Below are 19020 nucleotides of genomic sequence, written 5' to 3'. Positions count from 1 at the left end.
CGATGACATGGATCACGCAGTTTACAACGTTCGATCCGCAGATTCAGGTTGCATTGCCGAAGAGCAATGAGGTGAAGCAGACGTCCTTTAACCAGGTAGGGCCACGCTATTTTGAGACGTTGCAGACAAACCTGCTTGCGGGCCGTGAGTTTACCGATGAGGACACCGACGAGAGTCGCTGCATTGTGAATGACCTCGCTTCGAAGAAGATATTCAATGCAGCTCCAAGCGACGCGCTGGGACAGCGCGTGAGGGTTAGCTTTTACAACCAGATCAATACGGAGTGTGTGGTGGTGGGTGTTGTGCAGTCCGCAAAGTATGCGGATATTCATGCGCCGAAGTCTGCGATTTTGTTTCTGCCGATCACGTCGGTCTCGATCCGTTACGGTGGCAATACCAGCAATATGGTATTTCTGATTCGCGGGGAGCATGAAAAAGAGGCAGAAGCCGCCTACCTTGACGTGTTAGCGCACATCGCCCCTGAGACGGGATATTCGCGCTTCTTGCCGATGCAACGACAGTTGAATGATGCACTTGGAAAAGAACGGCTGCTCTCGTATATGACGATGTTGTTTAGTGGCGTGGCTCTGCTGTTATGTGGAGCGGCTACGTTGAGCCTTTTGCTGATGCGTGTGAAGCTGAGCATTCCTGAGATTGCAATTCGTGTGGCGTTAGGAGCGACTCCGCTGCATGCAGCGGGAATGGTGCTTCGCGAGATGGTGGCGCTGATCGTTATAGGTACGGCTGTCGGGGGAGTCTCCTTGCGCGGGGTGGAGTATCTGTCGACGTACTATCTCCACTTTGGGAAGCCTATTGCGATGAGCGACTTGCTGGGCGCGGCCGGCCTGCTGGTAGCGATCACACTATGCGCTGGAGGAATTCCTGCAATACGTGCAGCGACACTGCACCCGATGAAGGCGCTATGTAGGGACTCATAGATTAGCGAAAAGTTCGATGCGGCGAGCGTGCTCTTCGGAACGCGACAGTGATGTGCTGTTTCAAAAAGAGGATTTAGGAAAATGAAAACAGCAGGATTGGTGCTGCTTCTGTTTCTGTATAGCTCCGTTGCCATGCTGGCGCAGAGTTCGGGAAGGCTTGTAGGCAAGGTGCAGGACAGTACCGGCGCCGTCGTACAGAAGGCATATCTGACCCTGCGGCGTGACGGCAGTGTCGTGAGTGAGTGCGAGAGCGGCGCCGATGGGAGTTATGCTTTTGTCAAACTGCATAGCGGATCCTATGATCTGGAAGTCGGGGCGCAGGGATTTGCTATGTATAGTGCGACAGGAATTATGGTGGAAGACACCGGCGCAAAGCAGATGACGGTGACCTTGCGCATTGCCGCTGAGGAACAGATGACGGTGACGACGCAGACGAATGGAGTGAGTCTGAGTTCGGATGAAAATGCCAACTCCACCGTGCTGAAGGGAGGCGATCTTGACGCTCTGGCGGACGATCCCGATGCATTACAGACAGAGCTCCAGGCGCTCGCCGGTCCGGCGGCTGGTCCAGATGGGGGACAACTTTACATCGATGGATATACGGGAGGCCAACTGCCTCCGAAGAGCTCGATTCTGGAGATACGGGTGAACCAGAACCCATTCTCTGCGGAGAACGACAGGATTGGTTACGGTCGCATCGACATCATCACAAAGCCGGGAGCGGTGAAGTTCAACGGGCACCTGCGTGGTTCCTATCTGAATTCCGTTTTGAATACATCGAATCCCCTGGCCACTGCGCAGCCGAGCTATCAGTATTACTCCGGTTCGGGCGATATGACGGGACCGATCACTAAGACGTCCTCTTATTTTCTTGCGGCGCAGTATTGGGAGAGGCAGAATCAAAATTTCTTGCGTGCGGTCGATCCTACGGACACCTCCGCAAATCCTCGAACACTAAGCCAGGCCTTGGTCGCGCCATACTCCACGACGAATGTATTCGGACGAGTGGACAGCCAGGTGGGCAAGCACATTCTGCAGGGACAGTGGGTGCTGTTTCGCACGCGGCGTACCGGTGCAGGGACAGGCGGCTTGAATCTCCCAGAGCAGGGTTACAGTAGCACCGACATCGAGAACATATTGCAGCTGCGAGATACAATGATCGTGAGTTCGAGGCTGCTGAACGAGGTGAGCACTCGATGGTGGCGGATTCGGACCAATCAGACACCGGATAGCACGAAGCCTGCGGTAACCGTGCAGGGAGCGTTCGTTACGGGCGGCAGCGTGTCGGGAACCACAAGCAATCACCAAGATAATATGGAGCTGCATGACTACGCGACGCTAACGGCGGGATCGCACGTGATGCGCCTCGGCTTGCTGGCGCGAACGTACCGCGTGGCTGACTACGCCGATACAGGATCGAATGGGAATTATCAGTTCCAGTCGCTTGCGGACTATCACGCGGCGATGCCAAAGCCTTATCTGTATACGGGAACTGTCATCGTGAATCCCTTGGCCAGACTGCTTCAGTTCGATGGAGCTATCTTTTTCCAGGATGAGTGGCGGTGGAAGCCCAATGTGAATTTGAGCTATGGGCTGCGCATGGAGGGACAAAATCGTGTTCGCGATCACTTGAACTGGGCGCCGCGCGTGGCCATTGCCTGGTCGCCGAAGGCTGGAGCCAAGACTTCACCGAAGATGGTGATTCGCGCGGCGGGAGGAATCTTCTATAACCGCGTTACACCGGCGTTGCAGATTCAGACGATCCACAACAATGGATTTTTTCAGCAGAACTATGTGCTGCGAAACCCGAGCTTCTACGATCCGAATCATCCCGTGCCTGCCGAGTTGTTGGCAACCGCCAGCGAATCGAAGCTTTCTATTTATACGCTCGATCCGGGGTTTAGGATCTCGCGCAACGTACAGGCGGCTCTGGGCGTGGACCGCAGCTTAGGCAAGATCGGTTCACTGAATCTCAACTATCTGTTCACTCGTGGCGTGCATCAGTACTATACAAACAATGTGAACGCACCTTTCTTCGATCCCGAGACGTATAGGATAACGGGGCCAGCCCCAACAACGTACAACTACCAGTTTCAGTCGGGCGGAGACTTCAGGCAGCACCAGGTAATTCTTACAACGAATACGACCTACAAGAATTTCTTTCTGCACGCGGTGTACACCTACAACCATGCCACGACGGACACGCAGGGCATTAACTACTTTCCCTCCGTATCACGCATACCTTCACTCGACTATGGGCGCGCGAGCTTTGCTCCAGCCCATCAGTTGCAGGCCTTCATGACCTACAAGGCTCCCTATCGCGTGACCTTGACGGCAATCGCGATCGTGGAAGCGAATAGACCCTATAACGTCACAATCGGCAACGATCTTACGGGCAACAATCAATCGAATGCGCGACCGACGTATGGAACCTGCGGTGCTCCTGACGTCCTGAGCACTGCCTATGGGTGTCTCGATCTCAATCCCTCGGGAAAGAGTGAAAGAATTGTGCCCTATGGATTGGGGACAGCCCCCACGAGTGCGACCGTTCATCTGACAGTTAACAGAGTATTCAACTTTGGCAGTCGTCCTGTCGCAAATGCTTCGCATGCGCAAAAGCCCGCCGCCGAACATGTTCCTCGTCACACGCTGACGATGATCGTCGGAGCGACAAACATCTTCAATATGGTGAATCTCGCGCCGCCGAACGGGGTCTTGAGCTCACCCTTGTTCGGGCAACAGCTCACTCCGGCGACTGGGCCGTTTGCCTTGTCTTCGCCAGGAAACAGAACGGTGTATGTGACGTCATACTTTTCCTTTTGACGATTATGCTCAATCATCGACCATTAGATAAGATATTTCTCGGTTTATGAGAGCCGTAAGTATGAGGGCAATATGAGTTCCATAAAATGAAATTCCAAACGCGAACAATGAACTTTGGCCTATGAAACCTAGAGTAATCGGCGCTGTTCATATTTGCAGTGCGCACGCACAAGCGACTTATGTTTGCCGATCCTTTGCTGAGGTCATATGTGACTATGAACTGGATATCTCTTTGAGAGACTTCCAGCGCGTGTGCTCACTCCCAAGTTTGCGGTAACCCTTGAATTATTCAAATCCAAGGCCACTCTTACGCTGGCCATTTGCTGCAGCGGGAAATATAAGTAGCCGAACCAGAAGGAGAAATACATAAGTGCATACCGGGGTGACTTCCACAACAGAGCAGTATATGGTCAATCATCTCAGCAAAAGCGGCGTGAAGATGTTCGATCGCACCGTTCTTACGCTTCTTTCAATCTATGGCGGAGTGGCCTTAATTACACTCGCATTTGTGCCGTTTCGCTTCCTTCCAGCAGAAGACGCAATCATCTTGTTTCAATACAGCAGAAACCTCGCGGAGTATGGATCAATCACGTTCCTGGCCAATGGACCACATGTTGAGGGCGCGACGGATTTTGGTTGGATGTTATTGGTCGCTGCAGGCATTCGCCTTCATATCCCACCCTTATGGTTCTCTGCGGGCATGAATGTTTTGTCCCTGATCTTGCTGGCCGTAACCCTGTTGAAGATCGCTGAGGTGCAAGTCTCGCTTTTGCGGCTGCTGGCGATCGTGGGATCGATTGCCTTGATGCCTCAGATTCTTGCTGCAGCCTCTGGCTTCGCGGTGTTGCCAGACGCCGTTCTGCTCTCGACTTTCGTGCTTTTTGTGATGAGAGGCCAGCTAGAGCGAGCGTCGTTGACTGCTTTCGTATTCTGCCTCTTCCGCCCGGATGCTGTGGTATTCACGATCCCGTTGCTCGCCTACCTCATTGTTCGTGGACCGCTGCGATGGAAGAATGCCGCTACGATAGGGGCATTGTTTGCTGCTCCGGGGATTATCTACTTTTCGTGGCGGTGGATATATTTCGGGGAACTATTTCCTCTTCCATTTCTGGTCAAGGCTGACACCCATCGGGTTCTAGGGCTATTCGTCCCTCATTCCCTGCACCAGAGCTTGATCTACCTCTTGTTCGCTATAGTCATGCTCGCGCCAATCATCCTTCGTGCCGAAGCGCGGCATCTTTGGCTTATAGTTCCGCTCGTCGCCGTTCCAACCTTTTTCTATTGGGCAATGAGACTGGATCAAAATGTCGCGGCCCGGTTCTTTTTCTACTTGCCACTGGCAACGGCGATAATCATCGCTGCGAATTGGGCGGCGCTTGGAGAACACAAAGTACTTGTTTTCAGGGTCGGATGCTTGGCTTGGTCAGTGCTTCTTATGTTGCCATTGTCCAGAGAGGTAAGGACCTTTCGGGATGAGCAGTTCGGAGAAGTTAAGAGCATCGCGGAAGAGTTAAGCCACGCTACCCGGCATGGAACAATTCTCACTTCTGAGGCTGGTTTCATCCCATATTTCTCAAGCTGGACCACCTACGACGCGTGGGGGCTCAATACACCCGAGTTCGCCCACCGGCCCCTGCAAAGCTCAGATGTTGGACGGATCAGACCGGACCTGGTCGTCTTTCATCCCGACCGACCGGAAAGTTGTCTCGTGTTGCCCTCGTGGTCGCCCAACTATGCCGAGCGCTCTTGGCCACATTTGACTCGTAACCTCACCATTGGTGCGCACGCGAACCATTACGAGCTCTGGCTTACATCGTATGGATCGGAGTTTTATAGACAGCGAAAGCACTGGCACTATGGCGAGGGCGATCGCGAGTGTTGGCTAGTCCGCAAAGATTCGCCCCTCTACCCCGAAATAACTCAAGCTTTACGCGATCATCATGGCGTCACCTCAGACAAGGCTGTTGGCCTGGAAGAAGAGCACGGCAGACTCACTCCTGAAGCCAGACCTGCAGGTTATCGCGCCATATCGAGGTAAAGTCTTTGGACGAAGCTAAGCTCTGTTTTCAGGCCGTAAATCACGTCTCTCCGAGGCCACGAGGGGCGCGGACTCGTCTAACCTTAGAACCTAGATGAAAACCGTCTTTCAATCCGGCATTCTGGTCGCGGCGTTTGCGGCGGCAGCTATTGCGCAGACAACGCTGCACACCACGAGTACGCTGGTAATTGTACCGACGCTGGTGCAGACGACCGGCAAAGAGACGGTGTTTTCGCTGAAGGCGGAGGATTTTGTTCTGACGGACAACGGAGTTCCGCAAAAGGTGACGCTGGAAGAAGAGACGAAACGGCCACTGTCGCTTGTGGTCCTATTGCAGACGGGCGGTGTGGCACGAGGGCAGTTTGCCAGTTATGCGAATCTTGAGCCGCTCCTGGCTTCGCTGCTTGGAGGAGCGCCAAATCGAGTGTCGATTGTTAATTTTGATAGCCAACCGGAGGCGGCATCTCCATTTACGTCGGATGTTGCCCAGTGGAAGGAGGCGATCGATAAGCCGGATCCGGGAGATCGTGGCGCAGCAATCTTCGATGGGATTACGTATGCTCTCAATTTGCTGAAGAAAGAGCCTGTTAATAATCGCAGGGCTATTTTGCTGATCAGCCAGGAACGTGATGATGGCAGCAAGACGCCGATGAAGGAGATTGTGCGGAATCTAGGAGAGACGAACACCGCGGTCTATAGCGTTACTTTTTCCGCGCAGAAGACGGAGGCGAAGCTGGCTTTCAAGAATCCGCATGTGAATCCGCCGATCTCGGTAGTTCCTTCTGATGGTTCGTTCAAGCGTTACAACGATCCAGCGAGGCCTACCCAGGGATATTTCAAGCTTGATGCGCCTTTGAGGTTGATTTTTGGGGCGATGCAGAAGAATCTGTCGGCGGAGGTGGCCGATCTTTCGGGTGGGGAGTCAATGAGCTTCGATGGCCGCGGCGAATTGGAGAGCGATATAAATGTCCTGAGCAATCATATTCGCAACAGTTATATTCTCAACTTTACTCCGACTTCAACGGAGCCGGGACTGCATACGATCAAGGTTTCGCTGGCACATCATCCGGAGATGCTCGTGTCGGCGAGAACAAGTTACTGGGCTGTGGATTCGAACTAAAAGACTGTCAACAACGCTCCGCAAAATTCATCATCATTCTAGGTTGCCAAAATAAAGTGAAATATTCGCTCGTTTTCCGCGAAATAGATAGCCGCTATCAACCTGCAATCGAATTGCATTTATGTCACAATAAATGCAATAAACCGCCTTCTCGATTGCCGGTGCAGGCTCTACAAACTACCCCCGGCCGTGACTGCTTACAACGCTCGAAAGTTCCGTGTAACCGGCTATCCGGAAAATTGATCCGAACCGCCCAAAAGGGAAGTTGCCGAAAACCTCTGCGAGCTCAACCGGTCGATGCAACACTGGCTTGAAGTTTACTCGCCGGGGTTTCAAAGCCCAAGGTCTTTCGGGGGCGTTGATTTAGGCGCAGAGCTACCTTGTTGAGATCGGCTTGCGAGTAACCGGATAAGTCGGTTTTCTTAGGGAAGTTAAGTTCACCCGGCCCAGAGACGCGCCAACGCGAACTTGGTCAAAAGCGGACTTTTCGGGAGAAAGGCGGATCGATGAGCAGAAGCGCGTTTACTTTTGCGGACCGATGGGTCTGCGAATACGCTGCGTCAGATAGGCTTTCAGTGCAAAGCTAAACTCCTCGACGATTCTGTCCCGATCGCTTCGTTTCGCGCGCGCATATTCCTGAACAACACTCATGATGATCCGTAGCGCGACGCCTGTTACAAGAAGTGCTTCAGTGCGCGACAACTGAGGGTCCCTGTCTCGTAGCAGCGCAGCGAAGCTCTCCCGCAAACGGAAGCGGGTTCCTTCATCGCGTTTATATTGCTTCGGAGCAGCTATGAGGTGCACATACGCAGGCCGCTCCGTCATGAATCGTACGAGGGCTTGCATGAGTGTGGTGACAAATGAATCAAGATCGAGCGTGCGCAACCGCTCGGCCAGCGGAGGCCACAGCGAGGCCATCTCGTCGGCGTAGCGAGCACTCAGTGCATAAACAACTGCATCTTTATCCGAGAAGTACTGGTATACAGTGCCGATGGCAGATCCAGCGTGTTCGGCAATCAAGGTCATCGTGGTGCCTCCGTAACCGTGTTGAGCGATCACGGCATCCGCCGCGTCGAGCAATGTGATGACTCGTCGCTCGCCATGCTGTCTTTGCGGTGTTCGACGCTCCGGGCTTGACCTATCTGAGGATTTACTCATATAAATGATGCACAGTCTATCTGAGGAGTTACTCATTTAGATTGCTGAGGTGAGTATATGCGATGGGGGTCTCCGCGTCTTATTCTTGCGGCGGTCGTAATTGCTGTTGTCTGGGTGGCGAACTCGTCTCTGCTGGTTAAGCGCTTCGCTGCGCATCCCACACTGCTTGCCCACCGGGGAGTCCATCAGGATTACTCCCACGATGGCGTGAGTGATGATACATGCACCGCGACCCGTATTCTGCCTCCCCACAATGACTACATTGAAGACACTCTTCCCGCTATAGCCGAGGCTTTTCGAGAAGGCGCCGATTTCGTCGACTTCGACGTACACCCAACATCTGACGGTAAGTGGGCGGTGTTCCATGACTGGACTCTCGATTGTCGGACCAACGGGCACGGGGTGACACGCGATCAAACGCTCGCCTATCTACAATCCCTGGACGTTGGCCACGGCTACACCGCTGACCACGGAAAGACATATCCTCTGCGTGGCAAAGGGATCGGTCTCATGCCTTCGCTGGAGGAAGTTCTTACCGGTTTTCCTAATAGGCACTTCATTCTTCACATCAAAAGCAATGATCCGAAGGAAGGTGAGGCCCTGGCAAGAACTTTGCTCACGATGCCTCGAGACGAGTTGCAATGGCTCGCCGTGACAGGGGGAGATCGACCCATTGAGGCTCTCCGAAGGACTTTGCCTGCAATGAAGACAATGTCTCCTAAATCGATCAAGACTTGTTTCGTGCGATACATCGCGCTGGGTGAGATGGGTCATGTGCCCAATTCATGCAGGAACAGCGTGATCTTTGTGCCAGTAAATATTGCGCCGTGGCTGTGGGGCTGGCCAGACAGATTTCTATGGCGCATGCATGCCGCCGGCACAAGTGTTTTTGCCGTGGACTCCTACAAGGCCGGTGGGACTAAAGGCCTGAACGACGGTGCGGATTTGAAAAAGCTTCCCAAAGGGTACAGCGGCGGCATCTGGACTGATCAGATCGATGTGGTTAGCTCGGTCGGATTCACGCGCTAAACCTTAGTCTTTTTGAGAGATGCGTTTTCAATCGGTTTCTCTCAAGGTTTCGTAGTCGTTCCTTCGGGCGAAGACGCTGTAGATACTGGGGCAGATCAAGGCTTAGGTCCCGTGGGTGATGCGTTCAGTTGGGCGGGCCGATCGGCAAAGCTCAGCCATTCAGACGCAGTCTTTCTTGACGGTAGATACCCGGCCGCCTCTGCGTTGTTTTGTGTCGCGCTATCACTTCGCTGAAATGTTAGATTTCGCGCGTTCGAGGTGATGAGTTTTCCGCTGTCCCGGATCTCAGTTGGATCCTTTCGGAAGAAAGCGTAGTAGCCGTTCGTCCTATGGATAGTGGCAAGACTGCCGCTTACCTGATGCAGGCGCTTCCTTAGAATGGCATCCAGCCAAGCAAGGATCAAATCTTTCGCATCAGACGTGCAACAATGTCCGGCATCGTTTTGCGTGGCGAAGAGCCAAGGAGCTCCAAGCCTCCAATATCGAGAAAAGTAAGCGTATGAAAGCTCCGTCCCTACAGTTTGATCTTTGCCGCCCACTATGACGAGTTCAGGAACCGTAAGGCTAGCGTCGCTAAGCTGAAGTGTGTTCAAACCCAACGAATGATTTTGGCCAGCATGGGAGAGAACAGCTGCCGCAATTCGCTGGGGCGCGAAACCAACGAGCCGGGCAGCAAATGCGCCGGCGCCAGAAAAGCCAAGCAGAATTACTGGGCTCGTTCTTAGTTCAGGATGATCTGTCTGAATTGAAAATTGATCCAAGGCTGCAAATAGGCCCCGTCCGAGGCCGTTTGAGGGGTCAATGTCCATGTCTTCATAGACCTTTGACGAGCAGTGTCGGGGCATCATCATCGCAAGTTCATGCTTGTCCGCAAACGTTTGAATATCGGGGTCGTTGTAGAACCGCACGCTGCCTGGTCCACGCTCAAAAACCACGAAGACGGCACGAATTTTCTTGACTGATGATGGATTTACCATGTCGTACTCACATGGCCGCGCAACGTCCTCACCAACGAGGGGGGTCACTATCGTATGGATGGAGTGGACTGGGCTTTGCGCAATTATCTTCTCGTTAGCAACTTCGACCAGAAGGCAGACCGCAACACACAATACTTTGAACCGTCTCTTCCAGAGCAAGGCCGTACAAGGCATAAATGAAACTTCCTGAAACAGCTTCGAAGTATTTTTCATTCTAATTTGAAGAGAACAGGAGAACGCGTTCATTGAGTTGGAATCGGGTCTCTCTGTGTTGTGGGACGTTTTGTCGCCAACTCGGAAGTAGTCCTTCGCTCAATGCCGATACGCGTCGCCGAACTTCCCCCAAAACGAGGTGGGCTCACCGGTCGATGCAACACTGGCTTGGAGTTTACTCGCCGGGGTTTCAAAGCCCAAGGTTTTTCGCGGGCGTTGATTGAGGCGCAGAGCTACCTTGTTGAGATCGGCTTGAGAGTAGACGGACAAGTCGGTTTTCTTAGGGAAGTACTGTCTCAGCAAGCCGTTGGTATTTTCATTGGTGCCGCGCTGCCAGGGACTCTGCGGATCACAGAAGTAGACTTTCACATTCGTGTCCACCGTGAAGCACTTGTGTTTGGCCATCTCGTGCCCTCGGTCCCAGGTCAACGAGCGCCGCAGGGTCGCGGGCAGTTTACGCACGTGCTTACTCAGCGCGGCGACGACCGTCGCTGTGTCTTTGCTGGGCACTTTGATGAGCATGGCAAAACGCGAATGTCGTTCCACCAGGGTTGCGATATGACTGTTTTTGCTGCCTGCGAGCAGATCGCCCTCCCAATGACCGGGAATAGCGCGGTCTTCAACCTCCGCAGGTCTTTCGCGAATAGAGATGGCATCGACGATCTGACCTCGAGACTGTCCCGCAGCCCGCGAGTGTCGTGAGCGACGTATAAGCCGCTTGGACCTGAGGTGCTGAACCAGCTCTTTTTTCAGCACTCCCCTGGCCTGGATGAATAAGCTGCGGTAGATAGTTTCGTGGGACACATGCATGCTCTCGTTGCTGGGATAGTGGACCTTCAGCCATTTCGAAACCTGTTCCGGCGACCAGTCCTGGATCAGTTTACTGGCCACGATGGTCCGCAACTTCTCGTCGATGGCAAGAAGGCACACCTTGGGTCGCAGAGCCGACTCCCAGGCCTGACGATCGGCTTCACTGGCTCGATAGAGTGGCCGCCCGCCATGACGCGCCACCTCCCGGCTCACTGTCGACACAGGCCGTTGCAACCCATGGGCTATCTCCCGAATCGACGAACCGGATGCAATTCCACGTGAGATGTCTTCCCGCTCGGCCAGCGTGAGCGTTCGCAACGAGCGCCGACGAGCAGCAGGAACTATCCCGCCACGCTGCGTCAATAGGAACCGAATAGAACCATGCCCCTTACCGAAGGCACGTCCAATGTCATGCAACGACTCGCCCGACTTCCAGCGGCGCCACATGTCGATCCGCTGCTCAGTGGAAAGCCTGTCCCGTTTTCCTTGTGCCATAAACACCCCCTTTAGAAAATGAATTCATATCAGATGGTGTTGCACCGACCGGTTGAGACCGCCCCGTTTTCACTTGTCCGAGAAGGCGACTTTACGGCCATGTGGCTCGCGTTGAGTGCCCTCGGTGCGGCCAGCATGATGAAAGAAGAGAAGAGCGTTCACGGTAGCAACGAAGAGCCTCGGAAAGCAGCGATCATGTGCCCGGACCTCCCTTTGAGGTTGAGCTGATCGGTTCGGCCTGCGAAATAGAGGCGATTTAGCTCCTTATCGTCCACGTCCTCTATCGACTCAAAAGCGCCAAGCACGTCCCTGACTTCATCGGGACCAAAAAACAACCGAAACGGTTCGCCGATACTTTCGACACGGCTGGCAAGCTCATCCCGGGCATCGATCTCTTCTGGTGGAAGCATGTCGCGCGGCACCGCGTAGTCAAAGATCACACCACTCCCCTCTGGAAAGCCAGCAATGTACTTGAGCGTCTCTCCGAAGGCATCAGTAGTCAGATACATAACCACCCCGAGCATCGCGAAAACCGTCGGCACATTGGCATCTAGCCCTGCCTCTTCCAGCCGTTCGGAAAGCTTCTGCGTTTCGAAGTCAGCTGCCACAAAGTGAAGAGACTTCGGGACCACAACTCCACTCGCTTCAGCCAGCTCTTTCTTCCAGGACTGCGTCGCAGGATGGTCAACCTCGTAGACCTCGAGCCCCGCGTGCGGATTCCTGAAGCCGAATGTGTCAAGACCCGCTCCCAAAAGGACATACTGGTGAACACCGCCTTCCACCGCGCGTGCGAGATGGTCTTCAGCGAAGCGGCTGCGGGCTACCAACCACGCTCGCATCATCCGGGACGAGTCCTCATACAAATCTTCTTCCGAGTCAGCCAGGACTTTCGCGTACCTGCTCCCCAGCAGCGGCACGGCAACAGGGTCATTCAATACCAAGGGGCTTGCGTCATAGACCTGATGAGTCGCGCGTCGCAACGCCACGCCGAGTGCGGTACGCGACGACTGGCCTTTGTGCAAACTACGCCTGTCGAGACTCTGCCGTCCTGGTAGCTGCTTCAAAATGAGATCAATCTGGCCCAGATGGTGAGACTCGTGTTCGCACACATAAAACCATTTGCAAAGGTTATTAGTAGCTCCCCAGCTCCAGGAGGGGTCAATCGCCATGAGCCATTCGTCGTCTCGCTTGCTCAACTCCGACAGGGTATGTTCCCGTGCCTCGGACAGATGCGATATGTAGTACTGCAGATCAAAGCCCTTATAGCGGACTCGCGCAGTCTGACCAAGGTTGATCGCCACCCCCCACTTCTTGCGAGCTTCATAGGAGAAGCGGCCCCAAGGGACACCATCGAAGGTGTTCAAACCGTAGTAGACATCGGCGGCGGCGAGATGCATCAGCAAAGGACCAATCGAGTTCGCATCCGGATGCGGCAGCCAATCGAGTTCTTCAACCGACAGATTCTGCAAACGCGAGAGAACCACTGCGCGCATCCAGTTGAGCTGCGACACAAGGAAACCAATCTGGGTACTGTATCCGTTGCGAGGTCCAAAAACAGAGAGAGGTTCCGCTACCGCGTCTTGCTGGGCAAAAATGCTCATGACTCATTGTCTCGCACTGCCGCTTTTTCTGGCCTTGCGTTGAGCCAGGCCATTCAAATCTCGACTGGCGCATTCAGGGCAATGCGCTCATCGAACTATTCACATCGGTCTATGTCTTCGCCAAGTTGCCGTGTAACCGGCCTGTCGGAAAGGTGAAACCGAACTGCCAGAAAAGTCGCGTTTTGACCAAGTTCGCGTTGGCGCGTCTCTGGGTCGGGTGAACTTGGCGAAAACGCCGTTTCTACGGATATTTGCCGTACAAGATAAGAACAGTGTGAGATTTATATTCTAAAGTTCTAATTGACACACCACAAAAAGTGGGGCTAGCCTCCTAATTCATTCGGGATTCTTCGGCGGGGAAGTTCTGGAGAGACTGATTATGAACTTACTTGAAACGCAACACCCTCGTCTTCGTGCGGTTGGTTCTGCTATCTTCGGATGCTTCCTTGTCTTTGCAACCTGCGCTCTTAGCACCAGTTTTAGTCTGAAGCTTGTACAGGCGCAATCAACAGTTCCGGTCAGCCACGCCCCGAACGGTTGGTTCATGGCCGGCTCTAAGCCAGCCAATTATCAAACTGGCGTAGACCAGGCTATGGTGGAAAATGGCCTGCCAAGCGCATTCCTGAAGTCGGCTGTACCGGCTACGGGTGGGTTTGGCACACTGATGCAAACGATCAGCGCAAATGACTATGCCGGAAAACGTGTTCGTTTACGCGCCTGGGTCCGCTCACAGGACGTTTCCGACTGGTCCGGTGTCTGGATGAGAGTCGACAAAGGGAGCACCTCAGTCGCTTTTGACAATATGCAGAATCGGCCGATTAAGGGCAACCAGACGTGGAAGACATGTGATGTTGTCCTCGATGTTCCCCAGGACGCGACCTCTATCTCGTTTGGCATTCTGCTTACAGGAACCGGCGAGGTCTGGATGAATGACGCGACCTTCGAGATAGTCGGCAATGAGGTGCCAACAACTGGTTCAGCGTCCAACCAAACGCGGCCCGCCAACCTCAAATTCACCGAATAGTATGCTCGCAGCGGTGGTGATGATGATTGTCACCACCGCGAGCCTGTCTCGCATCGCGCACTTGCTCACGAAGAGTGAAGACGGGGGCATGGTGTCCGCCCCCATCAATAGCTGCTCTAGGGGCGAGTTTCTGTGATGCGTGCATCTGGAGTCGGTTGGAGTATACCTATGCCCAAGTCATCCCGAAGGAACTGGGCGAAGACCACAGAACGTTACTGTGCGTCGAACTGCCTGCAAAGCGGGAGACTGGGCTTTGCCCAGACAGTGACATAGGGAACATGGTTCTGAGCGAAGATATAGGTGCTGGAGATGGCGGCAAGCTACGGCCCGAAACCGACATTGGTGCTTTCCGAGCCCGTCGCAAAGCGTGGGTCTGAGGTAGCGGACAGTCCAGTGATGACGTCTGCAGAAGAGGGCAGCGATCTCGATGAGGAGACTGGAAGGAATCGCACCTCGGGCCGCACTCTCCGGCTATAAGGAGGCGACCATGGGAAAGCGAGGAGAGAAGCGAGAGCGCCGCTCAGCGATTCTGGAGCCCGATGCAGCTGGAATCGATATTGGAGCCGAGGAGATTTACGTAGCCGTTCCACCCGACCGTGATGAGCAAGCAACGCGCAGGTTCAGCAGCTTCACCTGCGATCTTTACGCCCTGGCCGAATGGCTGCAGTGTTGTCGCATCCGGACGGTAGCAATGGAGTCCACCGGGGTGTACTGGATCCCACTGTTTCAGATTCTGGAAGAGAGTGGCTTCAAGGTCTATCTGGTCAACGCGCATTCGCTGAAGACCGTCCCCGGCCGCAAGAGTGATGTGTCCGACTGTGAGTGGATTCAGTATCTGCACTCGGTAGGACTGTTGAAGGCCAGCTTCCGCCCACCGGAAGACATCTGTGCGGTGCGCACTCTCTGGCGACACCGCGGCAGCCTGCTCCAGATGGCCGCCGAACACACGCAGCACATACAGAAGTCTCTCAGCCTGATGAACCTGCAGATCCATCATGTGTTGAGCGACATCACGGGTGCCAGTGGGCTGGCCATCCTGGATGCGATCCTCGCAGGCAACCGTGATCCCTTGTGCCTGGCGCACCGCTGTAACATTCGGGTGAAGAGCCCTCGCGAGACAGTCGCGCAGGCACTCGTAGGAGACTACCGGCCTGAGCACCTGTTCACCTTGAAGCAGTCGCTGGATGGCTATCGCCACTACCAGAAGCTCATCGCCGAACTGGATGACGAGATAGCACGGCTTATGCACACTTTGCCGAACGCCACGGAGCATCCTGCCCTGATACCAAAGCGCACCAAACGTACCGCCTATCAGCGGATGGGAAATGATCCCTTATTCGATCTTCACAGTGAACTGTACCGCATCGCTGGCGTCGATCCCACGATATCCCGGCAGTGAGTGCCATCGCCGCACAAGTGGTCCTCACCGAGGTCGGACCCGGTCAGTCGATTCCGCAATGCCTCCGCTTTTGCCTCCTGGCTTGGGCTCTGTCCGGATAAACGAATCAGCGGCGGTAAAGTGCTCTCCACCAAGACACGGAAGGTGAAGAACCGAGTAGCCATCGTGCTCCGGCACGGTGCCAAATCACTCTCCCGTGCCAAGGACTACTTCGGTGCGTTTTTCCGCAGAATGCGAGCCAGGCTTGGCACTGCGCAGACCATTACAGCAACGGCGCATAAGCTCGCACGCGTCGTGTACCACGTCTTACACAGCAAAGAACCCTACACAGAGACGGTCTTCCACCGCTGCGAACTCAAAGCTCGGCAACATCGTGCAAGGCAAGATTGTGGCCTTCGCAATATCGGACGACGGTGCCCTGCTTTGGGCGAATGTCGAAGATGCTATAGGTATCATTGAACGCGGCAGCATATCGCTCCTATGTTGCTCGCCTCCCTATCCTCTGCTCTCCCCGAAAGCTTACGGAAATTTTCCGCCAGACCGTTGGGTGGGATGGTTGCTCGAATTGTGCTCCAAATGGCGTGAACTTTTAACGCCGCGAATTAGTGCGCCTTCCAAATATTCTAGGGACCTGTCTGAACCTATAGCCTTTCGGCCGAGTTTCAACGCTTCCGCTACGACGTTGCTGGTATTCGGAACGTGACGGCAGCTTCGCCCGTTCTCTATCTATTACGTCAATTGAGTGTTCCGCCGATCATAGGCTTCAGGCGCTTTAGGCAGTTCGCCTCTTGGAGTGTACAGCTTGGTGTACACACAAGTCGCGATACGGGGAACGAAGCGGAACCCGTGCAGATGCTGGTGGAACTTGGTACTGATGAGTTGACAACTAGTGTGTCCGAAAATAAGTCACACGAAAATGAAACTACATGTTCCATAACCTAAACCACTAACCACTATAAAACGATTGATTTTACTGAGGCTGCACCCATATGGTGCGGCCCTTTTTCCTTTTTTTATCGTTCAAATCGCCGGAAGTCTGTGCGAACTAACGACTGATTCAACGGTCTCTGCTTTGTGCCGATGAAAGACAAGTGGCAATAGTTTCCGCTTTGTGGCAGTACAAAGGGCCGCGCCCGAGACATGCTCGGGAACACTCGGTTCGGTTTAGCCAAATTCTTGGCCTGTGCTGCTCGGACATCCTCTCGCCTCCCCACTCCTGTGAACTTCAACGACGCCAGACATTCATTGGGCCTCGACTATCCCCTCGAAGGAGATTTCATGAAACACCATACTAGATTCTTCATTTTCCATGCGTTGGTACCATTGATGCTGACTATTTCTTACACGGAAGCCCACGCACAGAACACTATTAAGTTTTACTCTACGTTCGCCGAAAACAACGTGCCTCCGGCCGATTGTACGCAGGAGAGGGCTGTAGTTGCGCCGATTATCGATGGCTACCAACATCCCACCAAATGGACTTGGATCATCGCATGCGATGAACCTGCATGGAACCGCGTCCTGAATCATATTGGACAGGTCGGCGTCAAAGGCGAGATCCTAGCGACGACGGACCTGCAAACGCAAGTAACCTATGTGCGAGGATTTGCAGTTATTCATCCATTCACCAAAACGCACGAGAACCTGACCGAGCACGTTATCGCGCACGAACTGGCTCACATAATGCTGAAAAGTCACGACGAAGAACGAGTGGAGAAGGCTGCTTCTGCCATGATGAGAGAGACTAGAACCAGCGTTGCATCAAGCTTCTAGCTCCCTTCCTCATGATCCAAAATGGGAACGCGGCTAAGAATTGGTGTCGCTCTTAGCCCAAAATCCAAGCAACGCATTTATCATCTCTGCTATGACGTACTGGTGAGTTGGAAAACTGCTGGTTACGTCGGCTCCTGGGCCGTCTCTCGTAGAGACGGCCCACTTTTATTATCAATGCATTCGTCCTTTGGCAACGGAAAGCAACATCAGATCTCTGCCCGCCTCCACGCCTACCTACCCAACTAACAATTCGGGTTTTAGTCAATTGATATGGTATAGTCCGCAATAGTATTTAGCTATGGGGGGGGCAAACCATTGAAATCAATCAGAGTGCTTGCTGGTTGGGGCATCGTCGTGGGAAGTTGCTTTGGGTTGCATGCGAGTGCAGTCAATGCTCAGGAATGGAAAACTGATGATCGCAGCTACAGCGTAGGGGCCGGGGACACTAAGCGCCTCTTGGTGGCTGATGTTGATGGTGATAAATCGCCCGATACACTTGTCGTCAATCACTCAGATTTGTGGTTGCTTCTTGGGGATCATAAAGATGGATTCGTCCCCAATGCCACAAAGTTGCACTCAAACGTGCACGATATAACAGCTATCGACCCCAATGGGGGTGGAAAGTTATTGGTCATCATGTTGGCTGATGCGGATGGCGGTGCCAGAAGCGCCCTATACATGCTGAACCCTAACCAGTTTCGATCCGGCGTTACTCAGGACATCGTTGAACTGCCCTCGAACATCGAAGTAGGGCCAGAGTGTGTCCTCGATCATGCTGATATCGATGGACATCACAATGAAAAGCTGATCGTTTCGTGCCCAGCAAACGCTGAAACTGGAAAGACATACATTGGTACGTTCAATGAGAACGGCAAGGTCACGTTCAATTTGCTGCAAGGACTGAGTGTAGCCACCGAGGCAATAGCTGCCGCGGATTATGACGGAGATAACAAGCCGGACATCGCATATAGCTGGCGCGACGACAAAGGTACACAGCACAATTCGATCCTCTGGGGTAAAGATGATCAAGTGAAGCTCGATGCTGTTAGCTTTGCTGGTGCAGATATGTCTAAAGGAGATGTTTTCGCTGATGGCCATTCTGGATTATTAATCTCCTCGGACGCGTCGATCACCTGGTTTGGCAACAGTGACAATACCGGGACCATGAGGGATCGGTTTCTTGTAAGGCCAACAACCGGTTGCGTTGTCCAACGAGCAGTTCCCGCGCGTGTCTATTCAGACCCTTCTGTACGGTCGCAGGACATCCTTATCGCACAAATGTGTTCTGGTTCTAGTACGTCGCAGATCCAAATACTCAGGAATCCATACGCAACGTCATTGTCCTTCAGACCTGACGTCAAGATTACCGATTCTGGTTTTGATATCACCTTGCAAATCGAGGTTCACCCGATAGTGGGAGTATCCGTACCAGAGGGCGTAGTTGCTGTTGGCATCAACCGAAACATTGTCTCAACATCAAATCTGTACAATGGAACTGCCTCACTCGTGATCCACAGTCAAGGTGGTCCTGTACCTATCACGGTAGCTTACAAGAGTGCCAATGGCTTTGTGCGATCGGATCGCACTGTGACCATCCATCTACCTATGAGGTCTGGTGAGCT

General features: G+C 53.6%; 14 protein-coding genes and 1 pseudogene. 9 read left to right on the top strand and 6 right to left on the bottom strand.

The features are described from left to right. The 4 genes from BDD14_RS31485 to BDD14_RS31470 all read left to right on the top strand — a co-directional run. A partial coding sequence (locus tag BDD14_RS31485; protein WP_130425608.1) for an ABC transporter permease occupies positions 1-938 on the top strand: 938 nt, incomplete at its 5' end. 81 nt (positions 939-1019) lie between these two features. Next, entirely contained in the window at positions 1020-3761 is a 2742-nt protein-coding gene (locus tag BDD14_RS31480) for a TonB-dependent receptor (RefSeq protein ID WP_130425606.1), read from the top strand. 370 nt (positions 3762-4131) lie between these two features. Continuing rightward, positions 4132-5799 (top strand): hypothetical protein, encoded by a 1668-nt coding sequence (locus tag BDD14_RS31475; protein WP_165420481.1) that lies wholly within the window; start codon positions 4132-4134, stop codon positions 5797-5799. A 94-nt stretch (positions 5800-5893) separates the two neighbouring features. Continuing rightward, positions 5894-6919, top strand: a complete 1026-nt coding sequence (locus BDD14_RS31470) for a VWA domain-containing protein (RefSeq protein WP_130425602.1) — start codon at positions 5894-5896, stop codon at positions 6917-6919. A gap of 286 nt (positions 6920-7205) precedes the next feature. On the opposite strand, the pseudogene BDD14_RS31465 reads toward BDD14_RS31470, so the two are convergent. Together BDD14_RS31465 and BDD14_RS31460 are read right to left on the bottom strand one after the other, a co-directional pair. Continuing rightward, positions 7206-7391 (bottom strand): annotated as a pseudogene (locus tag BDD14_RS31465) (IS30 family transposase); the annotation flags it as partial. Between the two features lie 50 nt (positions 7392-7441). Next, the gene (locus BDD14_RS31460) at positions 7442-8077 is read right to left on the bottom strand and encodes a TetR/AcrR family transcriptional regulator (RefSeq protein WP_278045566.1); all 636 of its coding nucleotides are present in this window, start codon (positions 8075-8077) and stop codon (positions 7442-7444) included. 57 nt (positions 8078-8134) lie between these two features. Between BDD14_RS31460 and BDD14_RS31455 the strand changes: the two genes are divergently transcribed. Then, on the top strand, positions 8135-9106 hold the full coding sequence (locus BDD14_RS31455; RefSeq protein ID WP_130425598.1) for a glycerophosphodiester phosphodiesterase family protein: 972 nt from the start codon (positions 8135-8137) through the stop codon (positions 9104-9106). A gap of 95 nt (positions 9107-9201) precedes the next feature. Here BDD14_RS31455 and BDD14_RS31450 read toward each other — a convergent pair whose 3' ends face one another. The 3 genes from BDD14_RS31450 to BDD14_RS33590 form a co-directional block, all read right to left on the bottom strand. After that, positions 9202-10296, bottom strand: coding sequence for an alpha/beta hydrolase family protein (locus BDD14_RS31450; RefSeq protein WP_130425596.1), 1095 nt, complete (start codon positions 10294-10296; stop codon positions 9202-9204). A gap of 99 nt (positions 10297-10395) precedes the next feature. Further along, complete coding sequence (locus BDD14_RS31445; protein WP_130425594.1) at positions 10396-11601, bottom strand: IS30 family transposase; 1206 nt, start codon at positions 11599-11601, stop codon at positions 10396-10398. A gap of 158 nt (positions 11602-11759) precedes the next feature. Next, the gene (locus BDD14_RS33590; protein ID WP_242618414.1) at positions 11760-13202 is read right to left on the bottom strand and encodes an SAM-dependent methyltransferase; all 1443 of its coding nucleotides are present in this window, start codon (positions 13200-13202) and stop codon (positions 11760-11762) included. Positions 13203-13581: 379 nt separating this feature from the next. On the opposite strand from BDD14_RS33590, the gene BDD14_RS31430 reads away from it, so the two are divergent. From BDD14_RS31430 to BDD14_RS31415, 4 genes are all read left to right on the top strand, one after another. Further along, the gene (locus BDD14_RS31430) at positions 13582-14226 is read left to right on the top strand and encodes a hypothetical protein (protein ID WP_130425592.1); all 645 of its coding nucleotides are present in this window, start codon (positions 13582-13584) and stop codon (positions 14224-14226) included. A 427-nt stretch (positions 14227-14653) separates the two neighbouring features. Next, positions 14654-15625 carry an IS110 family RNA-guided transposase gene (locus BDD14_RS31425; RefSeq protein WP_130425590.1) on the top strand — a complete coding sequence of 324 codons (972 nt, stop codon included), beginning with the start codon at positions 14654-14656 and terminating at the stop codon, positions 15623-15625. Continuing rightward, the gene (locus tag BDD14_RS34980; RefSeq protein WP_130425588.1) at positions 15626-16084 is read left to right on the top strand and encodes a transposase; all 459 of its coding nucleotides are present in this window, start codon (positions 15626-15628) and stop codon (positions 16082-16084) included. 819 nt (positions 16085-16903) lie between these two features. Then, positions 16904-17398 carry a hypothetical protein gene (locus BDD14_RS31415; protein ID WP_130425586.1) on the top strand — a complete coding sequence of 165 codons (495 nt, stop codon included), beginning with the start codon at positions 16904-16906 and terminating at the stop codon, positions 17396-17398. Positions 17399-18070: 672 nt separating this feature from the next. Here the strand turns inward: BDD14_RS31415 and BDD14_RS32250 are convergent. Further along, positions 18071-18496 carry a hypothetical protein gene (locus tag BDD14_RS32250; protein ID WP_165420479.1) on the bottom strand — a complete coding sequence of 142 codons (426 nt, stop codon included), beginning with the start codon at positions 18494-18496 and terminating at the stop codon, positions 18071-18073. Between the last annotated feature and the right edge of the window lie 524 nt (positions 18497-19020).

Origin of the sequence: Edaphobacter modestus (assembly GCF_004217555.1) — a bacterium.
Classification (GTDB): Bacteria; Acidobacteriota; Terriglobia; order Terriglobales; family Acidobacteriaceae; genus Edaphobacter; species Edaphobacter modestus.
The sequence above is the reverse complement of the archived record's forward strand: the minus strand, read 5'-3'. Positions and strand labels throughout refer to the sequence as shown.